We start from the raw sequence: 15,224 nt of genomic DNA, 5'->3' as shown, positions 1-15,224 counted from the left end.
GTAATCAGCCCACCCGGGTCAGGTTGAGGTCTTCAAGCGCCAGGATCAGTGCTTGCAGGTCATCATGGGGTTGCAGGTGGATGGGCAGCCACCGTTCGCGGTCGATGTACAGCTTGCCCTCGTCGTTGACGGCGATGGGCGTGCGGTGAATCAGGTTATCTCTGGAGCGATGCACAATCACTAACTGACCAGGCTCGGACTCTTCGATCAAAAACATCCCTGGTCGCCGCAGTCGCTCTTCGCTGGTCAGTATTACGGCCTCCGCCATGGGGCGGCGAACAACGGGCGTCTCCAGCGTTTCTATTTCCAGACGGTAATCGCTCTGAAGAAACGCGCGCTCCGTGCCGAGGCGGTCGACCACGTCCTCACCCGGATCTCTCACCACGCGAGCCTGACCAGGGCCGACATCCAGCACGCGAACGCCAATACCCCCTTCAAGCTCGGCAATGCCCGGCACGATTTTCTGGAAGCTGTTGGCGTGCGAGTTGCCCACCAGCGCGATCCATTTATGCGCGCCGACGACCTCCTGATGCTTGCGAATCGTGCGCGATGCGAAATAGTTCATCATTTGCTGGCGGTTGGTAGGGGGCGCGGAAGACATGCCTTTGAGGTGGTAACTCGCGGCACAATCGATCGCTCTGACTTCCAAACCATGCTCCCGGGCTTTGATTACCAGGTTTTCGAAGGTGTAGACCTTTTTCGGGTCCGTGTAGTGGCCTTGATCCATCTTTCGGAGTTCATGCAACAGGCTCTTGCTCATCTGCCCTGTATCCGCAAAGCGATCCAGGTCCACTTGATGCAAATCTGTCAGTAAATGCTCCAGGTAAAGGGTTTTGACCTTCTGTTCGGCAAGGTGCGGCAGGTTGTCGATGATGAGCTTCTTGCTCGCGATACTAGAGTGCGACTCGCCAATGATCACTGCCGAGGTGTGTTCATACAGGTTGTCGAAAAAGCCAGTCGCCGTCGTCTCTGGTGACACCTCCGGCAACGTCGGCCGAGGCGGCAGATCACCTGAAATCACACGTCGGGCATCAAGTTGCAGTTGTTGACGTCGGCTGAAGAACGCCTGACGTGTCTGCGCCAGTTGCGTATCGGGAATGTAATAGCGCTCATCCAGCCCTTTGTGTTGTGAATTCGCCAGTTCGTGCAGTTTCGCTCTGAGCTCGAGGGGGATGTCGTAGTCGGCGTCGATAAGCGATTGCTGCATGGGCGTGATCGAGTTATCCGCGTTCCACTCCGACGGGTCGACTCGCTGCCATTGGCCTGCGTCGTCCAGTTTGAACCCATGTTCGCCGGCATAGGGATTAGGCGTGTCCGGCCATTGCTCGATCAGCTTTCCGGTGCGCGGGTCCACGCTCCTTCGGACATAGGGTTTGCCTTCCATGAAGGCGTACAACGAGGCGTCCAATTCGCGGACGGCATGGGTTGCAGCGGCAGTTGAAGGGCCACGCAGTTCGACGATCATCGGGCTGGCCATCTCTAGTTTGAAGTCACCCTGAGGTGTCGGCTTGCTGCCAAGCGTCTCCATCGCATCGCGGCTCACCCGAGTAGGGCGTCCTGCCGGGACATCCTTGATACGTACGCTGATTGCACCTTGCAGTTCAGTGATGCCTGGCACCTGCTGATAGGTGTTCATCCGGTCTTGGTCGAGCAGGGCGACCCAGCGGCGTTCGGGTTTTGCCGCGGTATCGGCGTTGATCAACTTATGCCCGAAGAAATTGCTCATTTTGCGCGCGGCGGCGTTGTCGCCCACGGCTGTCGATACCGGGCTGTTGATGAACGGGTAACTGACCGACGAATTGAGCGGTTTGACCTCGATGCCGTGTTGGTGCGCGGTTTTCACCAGATGGTAGTAGTCGTACACCTTGCTTGAATTATTCAGCGCGCCGCCGTTGACCTCACCGAAATGGTTTTTGAGCTCATGGGAGCCCGACCTGGTTTTGTTACCCAGTTTTTTGTACTTGCTCAGCTTGCGCAGGTGTTGGTCAGTGAACAGGTGTTCGATGTACAGCACCTCGACCTTGTGCTCGACCAGCAGGGCCATGTTGTCGATCAGCAATTGCTTGCTGGCGATGGACGCGGGAACCTCGCCGAGCACCAGGCCGTTGGTTTTTGCAAAGATGCTTTCGATCAGCGTGTTGGCACTCGCCGCGACCTCAACGAGGGGAAGCTCCGGCTTGGCGGCGAGCGTGGCGTTGTCAAAGAAAGCGTTGGCGTCCCGATAGAGGTTTTGTCTGAGGGTGACGTAGGTCGTGCGCATGTCCGAATAAAACGCTCCCAATATTTCTTCAAAACCGAGTCCGATATCTTCGAGGTTGTCGATGAGCGCGGGATTCACGATGCCGTGCATATACGGCTGCATCTGCGCAGGCAACTCGTAGTCGCTCACGTCGCCGACGGCGGTGCTTGGGCCAGCAGCGTCTTCGTCCAGTGCCCGGAATCTGGGGCGAACGCCACCGCGCAGGTTCAAGGCATCCATGACTTGCCATTGACCCTGGTCATTGAGGCGTATCGGTTGCTTGCCGAAAAAGGCGAAGGGGTTATGGGGATCGATAAGGGTCCAGCAGCGCATTCTGGCGTCGAACTGCACCATGAAGGTCAGGCCATCCAATTCGATGTAATGCTGGCCGCGGATAACTGTGACGCCTTGGGCGTGACCGGTCGCGATGGGCGCTGTGTCCCGCAGCGATACGTCCACTGCATAGGCGCGATTGGCCGTGCCTTGGGGCACGGGCAGCGGCTCGCTAGCTTCAAGGCGCAGGGGCTTCAGCAGGCCCGCGTTATCTACCTCGGCGAATTGACCGGTGGCGAGCAGTTTTTCAGGCTCGCTGGCGCTGCCGCGAAACAAGGGTGCGTGGCCGGTTGCATTAGGCCTGCCCGCCCAGAATTGCTCGCCGTGTAGTGTCATCGGGCGCAGGTCAGTCAATGGAGGCGGTAATTGCTGCAGCTGTTTCGCGGTGTTGAGTGCCGGGTTTTTCCCCGAGTGGCGAGTCACCTGATGCAGGACGCCACCGATGCCTTTGAAACCTGAATCGAGATCGCCGATGGCGCCGAGACTATTGAACAGCGAGCTGAGAATGTAGCCGCTGGCTGCTTCGCGATCGCCTTCGCTGAATGCTTCCAGGGCATGGAGGCTATCGCGCAAGGACAGCAATGCGCCAACCGCGAAGCTGGCGGGTGGAAAGGGCAGGGTCAAAGCGGAGGCGATCAGTTCGATGCTGGTCCAGACCAGCTTGCCGAGCATGTCGCTGCGCCCGGTGGTGGTGTCTTCTACATCGCGAATCTTGCGTTCCAGTACTTGATTGAAGCAGGCGCCATAGAGATCGGCGAAAGGCCCGCTGGGCAGTGCAGGTGGCTGACTGTTCCCACCACTCTTCATGTCGGCGAGGAAGAACGCCAGCATTCGGTTGGCGCTGATGCGACAGCGGTCCTTGTAGTAGTCGCTCATCCCTTCGCTCGCGAGGGTGTCGAGGAACGTGCCGAGCGGCCGAAACTCAAGGCCGTCCGGCGCCTCTGGCGTGTACACCAGTGCCTGGGCGGTATCGCGGGAGTGATCCGGCGTCAGCACATAACAGCCTTGTACTGTTTCGATCCGGGCTCGATCCACCGAGGGTGCCGAGGTGATGTCGGTCGCGAGGTCCATGAGGTAGTCCAGCGCTTCGCCCAGTTCTGGGACCGGGGTCGCGATCAGCGGGTTGTCCAGTCTGAATTGCAGGGGATAAACCGGACAGCTTCGGCGGGTTGCCGGGTCGCTCAGATGCATCTGCTCGATGGACGCCTTGAGCCACTGGTAGTGCAGTGCACCGATATCGCCTTTGAGCCGGCTGCGCAGGGCGGCAGCTTTCATTTGCAGTTGAGTGATGAGCAGGCTTGTCTGGCGGCGATACATATAGCCGGTGCTATTCGGATTCAGCAGTGTGTTTCGGATTCGCGTGACATAGTCGTCGCTGAGCCAGGTGCCGTGCGCCGAGCGCGCCACGTTTTGCGCGGTCAGCGCTGTCAGATCGATGCCGTCGGGCCCACTGAACCGGGCTTCAGAGGCCGGGTTGGTGAGGATGGGGTTGATGCTGTCGTTGTAGCCATTGCGCAGCATCTGGGTGTACGTCAGTGTTTCGCGTTCTGAGGTGATGATGATTTTGTCAGGATCGATAGTCCCTGCCGCTACGCCCAGCAGTGCATTGATTTTCTCACTGGCCCGCTGGTGCACGTAGTCGTCGAAAGCCTGGACCTGCGCATAGGGTTTGGCTTCGTAGTTCACGCGGGCGGCGTTGATGGCGTCCTCAAGGGCGACCAGTTCCTGACGCTGTGTTTGGCTGGCGTGCACATACCAGTCCGGGGTGTGCTGGCCCTGATCGGCGATCGCGACGCGGATATGCTCGATCACCAGCGCGCGCAGCCCTTCGTCGTAATTGTGTTGGGTGATCAGACTGACGAAATCGGCGGGTGGCTGAGGCTTTTGGCTCAGGCCGAACAGTTGCGCTTTGAGTGCGGGACGACTGGCGGGCTCCACTTGTTCCAGCAGGTATTCGCTCATGGCGGGGATGGCGCTCCAACTCACCAGTTCCTGCGTTAATTGCCGTTCATTGTCGAAGCCTTGGAATTGGCGGTCGCGTGGGTTGTCGGGGGTGAATAGCACCAAGCGCTCGAGATTGCCTCGCGCGTCCTCTTTGCGAAACAGCAGCACATTACTCAGCGTATCGCGCTTGTTCAGTTTCACTTGCTGGACGCGCAAGGTGCTGCTCGGCGCGTCATTGGCGAACTGATCCGCCGACTCGATCAGGTCGAAGTCTGTTGGCAGGATGTGATGTTGCAGTTTTGCGGCATAGGCCAGGGCGGTCACCTGTTGTCGGGTAACGATGCGCATGAGCCGCTGAATCTGCGCCGAGCCATAGGCTTCGCGCTGGGCTGGGCCGAAGCAGGTGCGTAAATTCAGCGCTTCGATCAGCTCGCCGATATAGCGGTTGGTCAGTCCAGGATAGGCTGAGCCGAGCGGTTGTCCCTGAAGGCTTAACGTGCTCCAGTTCAAGAACTCGGAACCCGCTTCCAGGTCGCCGGGGTGCAACCCGTAGAGCGCCAATTGATTCAGCGGGCGGGTCACCGTGTAGGACTCTTTGGTCTGCGGCAGGGTGCGCCAGGTGGTAACGATCAGATGCTCAGGGTTCAGGTCGTAGCCCAGATCACTCTCGATGCGGGCTCGCAGGCGCACACTGGCGAATTGTTCCGGTGAAGCAGCTCCACCCAGCACGCTCAACAGCGCTGCGCGTGATTGCTCATAATGTTGCAGGCCTTGCACGTAGTGTTGGCGATCCTCCGGACTGGCGAATTTGAACCAGCCCGGCAGACTTTTGCGTTGCTTGCTTTCGCGGCGATTCGCTTCCAGCAGGGCAAGTATGGCTTCGGGGCCAAACAGACCCGGCATGCGTACCGCGTGGTTGATCTGGATCGACCATTGTTCCGGATCAGTACTGCGCTGATGGCTCTCGCCAAAGGCATGGCTGACATCTTTGCGCTGCTTGTTCAACTGTCTGACGAAGGCGTGTTCGAACGGTTTTTCGCGGATTGGCAGCAACTGCCAGTTCGCGGATTCGAACGGTTCGAGAAACAGGTCGGGGTCGCGGTCGATTTCGAGCAACAGGTCCTGATAACGTTGCTCGACGTTGTTGAGCAAGACACTGCGCACTGCAGTGTCGTTGACCCACTGGGTGATGGCGTCGCGCATCGCTGTCGGCGACACAAATCCCTCGACGCCGTAGCCAGGGATCGACAGCAAGGTGTGGCCCTGCGCCGTGCTGAATACCAACGCACCGGCGATCTCGGCGGTGGTGTGTTCATTGAGTTGCAGATGCAGGGCCTGAGCCACAGGTACTGACAGGCAGGCAGCGTAGCTGAGGTGTAGCGTGCCATCCTGGGCTTTGAGGGCGACTTCATCACGCAAGGCGTCTTCGAAACCGGCGATGAACAGGTCGCGTCGAGACTGGCCCTGAACGCTGGACGCCGCCCAGTACGCGTCGATGGCCTCGCACAACCGCGCCAATGTCGGTTCAGGTTGTTCGCTGCGCGAGTCCTTGAGCACTTCGTCCCGGATATCCGGGAGGAACCTGAGTTCATTCGCCAGGGCGGCGCTCAACGTGTTCAAACGGGTGAGGGGGGATGTTTGCATGAACTTGTTTCTTCTCTGCGGGGGATGAATTCGTTCCGCAGCAATCAATCAAGGCTCGGGCGTGCAAGGGCGGTACATAGTTATCCCCAGGCATTTTGTGTGTGGCATTCTGCCCGGAGGGCGTAGGAGCTGACTTGTCTGCGAAGACCATACGGCGCGATCTGTCAGACCCACCGCGTTGAATGGCCTTCGCAGACAAGTCAGCTCCTACAGTCGATCAGTGCCTGACTTAAAATTTATATCTATTTTCAACGACTTATAGGTTATTTGATGAGGGCTTCCATGTTTCCAGGTACCCCACAAGGCATCTGTAGCGAACTTGTTGGCGAGACGCTTGATGCGGGGTGTCCAGAATCATTAGGTCAGTTCAGCTTGCCCGCGAAAGCAATGGATTCGTGCCGTCAGCCACCCGACCACATACAGCCTCATTACGCTATAATCCCGCCCTTTAGCTGTTCCTCGCACCTTTTGCGGGGGCACATTTTTCTCAGGCGCTTACCGCCTGCATGCAGACTAAAGAGGCTAGACCCCTGTGGCATTGACGATTCTTGGCCTGTCCGGCGCCCTTAGCCATGATCCTTCCGCAGCCCTGTATATCGACGGCAAGCTGATTGCGGCTGCTGAAGAAGAGCGCTTCGTTCGCGATAAACACGCAAAGAACCGCATGCCCTACGAGTCGGCGAAGTTCTGCCTGGAGCAAGCGGGCATCAAGCCGTCGGACGTTGACGTGGTGGCCATTCCGTTCGCGCCAATCAGCCTGTTCGGCAAGGCGCGCTGGCATTACGCCAAGCGCTACTGGTACGCCCCGGATCGCGCCCTCGATGCGCTGTTGATGGGCAACCGCCGCTACAAGCGCTATCGCAACAAGATTGTCTTCTGCCTGGAGCAGTTGGGCTTCGATCCGAAGAAAATCAAGATCGAGCCAGTCGAACACCACTTGGCTCACGCCTCCAGCGCTTATCACTGCTCCGGTTTCAAAGAGAAAACCGCGATCATGGGCATCGATGGCAAGGGTGAATACGCCACGACGTTCTTCGGCTACGGCGAAAACGGCAAGATCCACAAGATCAAGGAATTCTTCGACCCGGATTCCCTCGGCGGCTTGTACGGCGCGATCACTGAATTCCTCGGCTTCGAAATGCTCGACGGCGAATTCAAGGTGATGGGCATGGCGCCGTATGGCGATGCCAGCAAATACGACTTTTCGCGTCTGGCGACCTTCGAAAATGGCGAGTTGGTGATCAACACCGATTACGCCAACGTGGTCGGCCTGCGTCGCTACAAGGAGAAGGGCAAGGGCTTTTACTTCTCGCCGAAACTGATCGAGTGGCTGGGTCCGAAACGCGAAGGTGATATCGCCGACGAGCCGTACATCCACTACGCCGCCAGCATACAAGCGCTGTTCGAGAAGCTGTCGCTGCAAATGATGGACTTCTACCTGGGCGACATTCTCAAAGAAACCGGCAAGCTGGCTTTTGCTGGCGGCTGTGCGCTGAACGTCAAGCTGAACCAGAAGATCATTGCGCGCCCTGAAGTCAAAGAGCTGTTCGTGCAACCGGCCTCCGGTGATGCCGGTACCGCCGTGGGTGCTGCGGCTTACGTGTCTCACGCGCGTGGCGTGCCCGTCGAGAAGATGGAACATGTCTATCTCGGTCCGTCGTACAGCAACGAAGACGTGATCGCTGCCTGCGCCCGCCACCCGAGCAAGCCGGCCTGGCGCCAGATCGACAACACCCCGCAGCGCATCGCCAAAATCATGGTCGAGGGCAACCCGGTGGCCTGGTTCCAGGGGCGCATGGAATTCGGCCCGCGCGCGTTGGGCGGTCGTTCGATCATTGGCTGCCCGAGTATTCCCGGCGTGGCCAATCGCATCAACGAACAGATCAAGTTCCGTGAGCGCTGGAGGCCTTTCTGCCCGTCGATGCTCGACACCGTCGGCCCGCAGATGATCAAGATCGACCACCCGGCACCCTTCATGACCTTCACCTTCGAAGTGGCGGAAGAGTGGAAAACCCGCGTGCCGGAAGTCGTCCATGAAGACGGGACTTCCCGTGCGCAGGTGCTGGAGCGCAAATACAACCCGCGTTACTACGACATGATGAAAGCGCTGGAAGACCTGACCGGCAACGGTGTGTCGCTAAATACCTCGCTTAACCGTCGCGGGGAGCCGATGATCTGTTCGCCGACCGATGCCTTGAACATGTTCTTCGGCTCCGATCTGGAATACCTGATCATGGAAGACATCCTGGTGCTCAAAGACGGTGTGGACGCTTATGACACGTTCGGTTGAACGCCATGTGTTGCAGTTCTGTCACGGCTATGATGGGCCGTTTCTTGACTGCACCCGGCAATACGCCAGTCTGTTCGCCGGCAAGGGATACCGGGTTACCACGGTATTTCTGACGGGTGTCGCTGATGCCGAGGTCGCAGCAGGCTGCGCCTCGGACGAAGTGCTGTTTCTCGAGTACAGTTCCAAAGACGTACGTAACCTGAAGCTGGGGGCGATCCGCGATCTGCGCAAGATTGCCGCTACCCGGACGTTCAGCTTCTGTATCGCCCATCGTTTCAAGCCGGTGTACATCGCACTGCTGGCGACTCGTTTGCCGGTGATTGGTGTCCATCATGCGTTTGGCGACTATCACCGTCTTACCCGCAAGCTGTTCGCGCATATCTTCCGCTGGCGCCTGAGCCTGCTGGGCGTGTCCGATGCGGTACGTGACGACATGCGCAAAAGCTTGCCGAAGTGGCCGACCGGGCGCATTCAAACCCTGCACAACCGCATCGATATCGAACAGTTGCAAGCGACCCAGCTGCCCGCTGCCGAGGCTCGCGAATTGCTGGGGCTGTCGCCGACAGCCTGGATCGTCGGTAACGTCGGTCGATTGCACCCGGACAAGGATCAGGCAACCTTGTTGCGCGGCTTTGCTCAAGCGCTGCCAACCTTGCCTGCGAACAGTCAATTGGTGATTCTCGGTAAAGGTCGCCTGGAGCAGGATCTCAAAGAGCTTGCGCTGGAGTTGGGCATCGGTTCGCAGGTGCTGTTCCTCGGCCAGGTGTCCGAGGCGCGTCGCTATTTCAAGGCATTCGATGTCTTCGCCTTGAGTTCGGATCACGAGCCGTTCGGCATGGTCCTGCTCGAAGCGATGGCCGCAGGTGTTCCACTATTGGCTACCGCCGCGGGTGGGGCCAAGGAAGTGGTCGAAGGCGTCGGTATTCTGTTTCCGCTGGGTGATGACCAGCATTTGGCCCAGGGCCTCGCTCATTTGGCTACGCTGGATGCTCAGCAGCGTGAAGCCTGTGCCGAGTTGATGCAGCAGCGCCTGCACGAGCGTTTTTCTGATCAAGCTGTACGCGATGTGTTCTGGCATCTGCCGCAAGTCACCAGTCTGATCGCGGAGTCTTGATGCTCAACCGATTTCAAAGCTGGCGTGAACGTGGCTGGACCCTGATCGATGCGCCTGCCTATGCGCAGGCCTGGCAGCGTTTTGGCGGCAGTGTCGCGACCCATCCTTTGGTGGTTGAGCGGCTGGCCGGTCTGGCGGGCATTCCGGTGCGTTATCTGGGGTGGGAGCAGGACGGCGAGTTGCAAGCGGCGATCCCGACCTGGGGGCGCTCCTTGGCGTTGTCCAAGGACGTGCTGAAAAGGCGGGGCAAGAAAGGTTTGTTCGATCTGGGCAATGCCGAGCTGATTCTGCCGATGGCTTCGGGCGCGCAGATTCCGTTGCGCCATCGCGCCCGCTACCTGTCGGCCCTGCATGAAGGTCATGTCAGCACCCTCAAACCGCAGCCCGAATCGCTGGCCATGGCTCGCATGCCCGAAGAGCTGTCGAAGAAATTCCGCTACAACCAGCGCCGCGAATTGCGCTTGCTGGAAGAGGCCGGTGGTGTGGTGCGGCCTGTCACCGACTTCACCAGTGCTGAGCTGGCGGGTATGTATTGCGATCTGTTCCAGCGTCGTTGGGGGTTTCCGGCGACCGGTGCCGAGCGCATGGCCGATGTGATCGAATTGTTACGCGAGCTGATGATCGGCTCGGTGGTGTTTCTCAATGAGGCGCCCATCGCCATTCAGTTGGTGTATCGGGTCGAAGCACCGCAGTGGATCAGCGTCGAATACATCAACGGCGGCGTCGCCCCTGAAACGCGCGACTTCAGTCCCGGCAGCGTCCTCAGCTTCCTCAACACCCAGAGCGCCTGGGAACAGGCGCGCGCCAGCAACAAGCCACTGCGGTTTTCCTTCGGTCGCGCCGACCGTGAGTACAAGGATCGTTGGTGCAACCCTGTGCCGGTATTTCAGGTATGAATCAGGGTTTGAACCGCAAGCAGGAGTTGCTCAAACGCCATCGGCGTAACAAGCGTAGGGCGCTGCTGATTGGCCTGTTGTTGCTGATGGGGCTGGTGCAGTTGATCGCGGTAGACGTGTTTGGTGTCTGGTGGCTGCTATTGCTGTTGACCGTTGTTGCGTGGGTCGCTCATGAAGCCTGGTTTGCCGACCATCTGTTCTACTCGCCGAAAGGCGATTATCAGTACGCGTTTCCTGAAGGCAGCGAGCGGGCCGGGGTTCGTCTGGAGGGCGAGCGCTTGCTGCTGGATGAGCCGTTGAGCCTGGCTGGCGACGAAACCCTGCTGCTGGCGATACAGGTCAAGAGCAGCTGGCTCGGCCGTTTTCTCGATCCTGCGGTCGAGCTTATGGGGGGCGAATGCCACGACCGGCAGGCCTTCGAGCGTGGCGTGAGCGGCCTGCGTTACCTCAACCTCAGCGGTCTGGCAGAGCCATTGGCCAGCGGTGAGTTGCGCCTGCAGGGGCGTTTCTGTCACTTGCTTGGGCAGCCGACACTCTGGTTGTTCCGCCATCCGGACTACCGACGTCAGCGAGTGATGGTCATCGCGCCTCATGCCGACGATGCGGAACTGGCGGCCTTCGGTTTTTACAGCCAGGCGGATGAAGCCTGGATCGTCACCTTGACCGCCGGTGAGATCGAGGCTGACCGCTATCAGCAGATGGGCCTGTCGTGCGCCGAGGCGGCGCGGATCAAGGGTCGTCTGCGCGCCTGGGATAGCATTGCCGTACCGCGCTGGGCAGGTGTGCCTGAGGGGCGCTGCGTGCAGCTGGGCTATTTCTGCTTGCAGCTCTCCGCGATGCAGGCAGCGCCCGATCAGCCTATTGCTTCCCGGGAGGCGGAACTGAGTGATACTCGGTTATTCCGTCAGTTCAACGCTTTCCCTTTGTCCAGCGACCATGACGGCGCACCGACCTGGAACAATCTGCTGGCCGACTTGCGTGAGTTACTGCTTAAAGTGCGGCCGGACGTGATTGTGATGCCCCATTCTTCCCTGGATCCGCACCCCGACCACGTCTGTGCGCAGGCGGCGGTATTGGAAGCATTGCAGGGCCTGGAGTGGCAGCCCACCACGCTGCTCGGTTATGCCAATCACCTGCATGACAATGATCGCTGGCCGATGGGTGAATCGGGCACGGGTGTCAGCTTGCCTCCGTTGTTCGAGGCCGTGCAGACGTTACAACCTTACTGCCTGTCGCTGTCTATCGAGCAGCAGCGAGACAAGGCCATGGCGTTGGGGATGATGCATGATTTGCAGGCGAGGGCATCGTTCAAGTGGCGTCTGCGGCGTTTGATACAGAGGTTTCTGGCCGGTAGGTCTCCGTCTCCTTATGGCGAGAACGAGTTCTTCCGCAAGGTTGTCAGGCGTCACGAGCTGTTTTGGTTCCTGAGGCACAAATGAAACCGTTGTGTGGTGTAGCATGGCCCGGTGTTTTCGAGACCTACGTTGAGTTCTGTCGTGGTTAATCCAAACCCTCGCATTCTTTTTATCATTCCATACTTCGGCCGATGGCCGTTCTGGATGCCCTTTTTTCTCGAAAGTTGCCGGCGTAATCCTGATATCGATTGGCTATTGTTCAGTGACTGTGGCGTCCCGGAGAACCTGGCACCTAACGTCCGGGTCGAGAGCATCAGCTTCACTGACTATTGCCAGCTCGTGTCGCAGCGTTTGGGGATCGACTTCGCACCCAAGGCCGCTTACAAACTGTGTGATATCAAGCCCGCGCTTGGTTATATTCATGTCGATCGTCTTGGGGGCTACGATTTCTGGGCGTTCGGTGATATCGACGTGGTGTATGGCGACTTACGCAGCTATTTCACGGCTGAACGGTTGGCAGGTTATGGCCTGTTCTCGACGCATGAGCGGCGTGTCGCAGGTCATTTGTGCCTGATACGCAACACGGCGCGAAAGCGAGAGGTGTTCATGCGGATCGAGAACTGGCGCGAACGCTTTGCCGATCAGGAGCACCACGCGCTGGATGAAGGGGCGTTCAGCCGGATATTCCTCTGGCGCAAAAACTTCCCCAAACCGTTGTTCAACCTGGTCGGCAAGTTCAATCCATGGCGGCGGCGTAGCGAGTTCGCGGAAGCGTTCAGCACTCCGGGTTGTTTGATCAAGTGGCATGATGGCGGTGATCATTTTCCTCATCGTTGGTACTGGCGTAATGGCCTCTTGACCAATGACCGTGATGGGGACCGCTCGTTTCCGTATTTCCACTTCGTTTGCTGGAAACGCAATCAATGGCCTCAGTTGCCGGAGCCCGATTCTGAGTGCATGAAGAAGTTGGCCGCCGAGCCAGCCTGGGTAATCGATGCGAATGGCTTTCAGTGGGTATAGCTATGAATCAGCGCTTCAAGGTCCTGCAACTGCAGCCGGACTACAACGTCAAGGCGCACGACTTTGCCGATCTTGCAGAGCAGATCGTCAAGGCCTTGCCGGTTGAGCGGTATGAAGTGACCGCTGCCTTTTTACGGGGTCGACCAGAACCCGGGGCTGCGGTGAGCCGTGCCGATCATTCGGTGTACTTCGACTTTTCAGATAAGTCCCTCAAGGGACTGCGTCTGCGGGCAATGTGGCAGTTGTATCAGTTCTGCCGTAAAGAAAAGTTCGATGTGGTGATTTGTAATCGCTTCAAGCCGGTCAACATGCTGCTGGTACTGAACCGCTGGTTGAAAATACCTTTGTGTATTGGTATTTCCCATGGTTTTGGCGAGTACGACCGTTTTTACCGGCGTCGTCAGACCCAGCGCCTGATCGACAAGGCCTGGTGTTTTGTTGGCGTGTCGCCGGCGGTCAAACAGTATCTGCTGGACTGCGATTGCGGTTTTACCGATCAGAATACTTACGCCATCACCAACGCCATTGATATCGAGCAGGCCGAAGGTTTGCAGCATTCCCGCGAGCAGTCGCGCGAGTTGCTAGGGCTGGCGCCATCGGTTCGCCTTATCGGCGCACTTGGGCGGCTGGTACCGGTAAAGGGCCATACCTATCTTTTACAGGCCTTCGCAGCACTTAAGGACAAGTATCCCGAGGCGCAGTTGGCGATCATTGGTGCTGGTCGCGAAGAGTCGCGCCTGCGTAGCGAGATTGAACGTTTGGGGCTGAGCGGTCGTGCACACTTACTTGGCTTTCGAGAGAACGCTCTGCAGTACGTCCGGGCGTTTGATATCTGGGCCATGCCTTCTCTGGCTGAGGGACTGGGTCTGGCTTTGCTTGAGGGCATGAGCGGACATTTGCCAGTGATCGCTTCGAGCGTTCCAGCCATGTTGCCACTTATTCAGGGGGCTGGAGGTCTGGCAGTAGAGCCGGCCGACGTACCGACGCTTACGGCTGCGCTGGACACTTACCTGGGACTCTCGGATGAGGTGCTTCAGACCAAGGGCGAGCAGGCTTATCGCTATCTGCAAGAGCAGCACGACATCGACGTATTTCGTCAGGAATATCTGCAGTTGATTGATTCAGGCTTGAATCAGGCGCGTAAGGAACAAGCATGAAAGACGATCAACCCTTAGTGACGGTGATCATCGCCTCTTATAACCATGGTCCTTACATTGAACAGAGCATTCTGAGTGTTCTGAACCAGACATACCCGAATATCGAGTTGCTGGTCGTTGATGATGGTTCCAGCGATGACAGTGTCGAGCGCATCCGTCGTTTGCAAAGCGAATACACGTTCGATTTCCAGGTTCAACAGAACCAGGGCCTGACCAGGACACTCAACGGAGCGATTGCCCGATCAAAAGGTAGTTTGATCGCTCCGTTCGGTTCCGATGACATCATGTTGCCAGATCGCATCGCCACTCAGGTTGCTTATATGGACGGTAAACCTGAGGTCGGTATTTGCGCCGGGAATATTGAATTGATTGATGCAGAGGGCGAGCTCTTTCCCGAAAAGCATCAGCGCCGAGAGGTGCCTTTCCGTCGTATGGACTTCGATGACGTGTTCCTTGAGCGCAAACCTTATCCGCCTGCACCCACTTTATTGATTCGGCGGGAGGCGCTGGACAAGGTCGGAGGCTTCGACCTGAATATTCGATTGGAAGACTTGCTGATCGAGCTGAAGATCACCCGTGCGGGTTATTTTATTGATGGGTTGAGTGTGCTGATGGCCCGCTATCGCAAACACGCGACCAACTCTTACAAAAATCACCGGTTCATGATTGATAACATTCTGCGCTCCTACGCACTGTTCAGCGATCACCCCCGTTATGATGAGGTTCGCTACAAGTTTCTCAACTCGATGTTCCTCAAAACCGCCAATCGTGATCGGGTATTGGCTCGTGAAATACTGGCGCAGATCCCGCTCAAGGCGTGGACACGCAAAACCTTGCGTGGGCTGAGCCGGTTCTACTTGTTGCCGCTGAAAAAGCACTGAGCGACCAGCGCACGCTGTTTCAGGTAGAAGCCTGAGCCGGGTTGCGATGGTTGCGCAGCAGTAGCAGAACTCTTTTACCGAGGGCGATGCCGGGTTTCTCGATATACCAGAAGGTCAGGCTGCTCAGTGCAATCAGCAGGCAACTGCTGAGTGCCATCCGTAACAGGAAAAACCCCGGTGAACTGGGGTCGTAATCCAGTGCCAGCGGCAAGCGCTGCATCATTAGCCAAAGCAGGAAACCATGCAGCAAGTACGTGCTGTAGCTGATTTCCCCCATCCAGTGAATGCTGCGCAGCTTGAGGGCACCGAACAGCGTATTGCCAGAGGCGACCACCACGAAGAACAGGGTGA

The 15,224-nt window shown here is 58.0% G+C and carries 9 protein-coding genes; 7 read left to right on the top strand and 2 right to left on the bottom strand.

The annotated features are described in order from the left end of the window. Positions 1-4: 4 nt before the first annotated feature. Positions 5-6,160, bottom strand: coding sequence for a dermonecrotic toxin domain-containing protein (locus AC1MEE_RS23150; protein WP_480411847.1), 6,156 nt, complete (start codon positions 6,158-6,160; stop codon positions 5-7). Between the two features lie 532 nt (positions 6,161-6,692). Between AC1MEE_RS23150 and AC1MEE_RS23145 the strand changes: the two genes are divergently transcribed. From AC1MEE_RS23145 to AC1MEE_RS23115, 7 genes are read left to right on the top strand one after another with little or no spacing between them, the layout of a single operon-like run. Continuing rightward, positions 6,693-8,450, top strand: a complete 1,758-nt coding sequence (locus AC1MEE_RS23145) for a carbamoyltransferase family protein (RefSeq protein ID WP_480411846.1) — start codon at positions 6,693-6,695, stop codon at positions 8,448-8,450. Beyond that, complete coding sequence (locus AC1MEE_RS23140) at positions 8,434-9,564, top strand: glycosyltransferase (protein WP_480411845.1); 1,131 nt, start codon at positions 8,434-8,436, stop codon at positions 9,562-9,564. Before AC1MEE_RS23145 ends, AC1MEE_RS23140 begins: the two co-directional genes overlap by 17 nt. Beyond that, entirely contained in the window at positions 9,564-10,460 is an 897-nt protein-coding gene (locus AC1MEE_RS23135) for an antimicrobial resistance protein Mig-14 (RefSeq protein WP_480411844.1), read from the top strand. The genes AC1MEE_RS23140 and AC1MEE_RS23135 overlap by 1 nt, the downstream gene beginning before the upstream one ends. Before the next feature lie 8 nt (positions 10,461-10,468). After that, complete coding sequence (locus AC1MEE_RS23130) at positions 10,469-11,899, top strand: PIG-L deacetylase family protein (protein WP_480416317.1); 1,431 nt, start codon at positions 10,469-10,471, stop codon at positions 11,897-11,899. A 57-nt stretch (positions 11,900-11,956) separates the two neighbouring features. Beyond that, positions 11,957-12,835 (top strand): DUF6625 family protein, encoded by an 879-nt coding sequence (locus AC1MEE_RS23125; protein WP_480411843.1) that lies wholly within the window; start codon positions 11,957-11,959, stop codon positions 12,833-12,835. A 2-nt stretch (positions 12,836-12,837) separates the two neighbouring features. Continuing rightward, positions 12,838-13,992, top strand: coding sequence for a glycosyltransferase (locus AC1MEE_RS23120; RefSeq protein ID WP_480411842.1), 1,155 nt, complete (start codon positions 12,838-12,840; stop codon positions 13,990-13,992). Then, a complete protein-coding gene (locus tag AC1MEE_RS23115; RefSeq protein ID WP_480411841.1) occupies positions 13,989-14,873 on the top strand; it encodes a glycosyltransferase in 885 nt (294 codons plus the stop codon). The genes AC1MEE_RS23120 and AC1MEE_RS23115 overlap by 4 nt, the downstream gene beginning before the upstream one ends. A 19-nt stretch (positions 14,874-14,892) precedes the next feature. On the opposite strand, the gene AC1MEE_RS23110 is transcribed toward AC1MEE_RS23115, so the two are convergent. Then, a complete protein-coding gene (locus tag AC1MEE_RS23110) occupies positions 14,893-15,210 on the bottom strand; it encodes a hypothetical protein (RefSeq protein WP_480411840.1) in 318 nt (105 codons plus the stop codon). Between the last annotated feature and the right edge of the window lie 14 nt (positions 15,211-15,224).

Source organism: Pseudomonas sp. ASL3 (genome assembly GCF_056680425.1).
The sequence above is the reverse complement of the archived record's forward strand: the minus strand, read 5'-3'. Positions and strand labels throughout refer to the sequence as shown.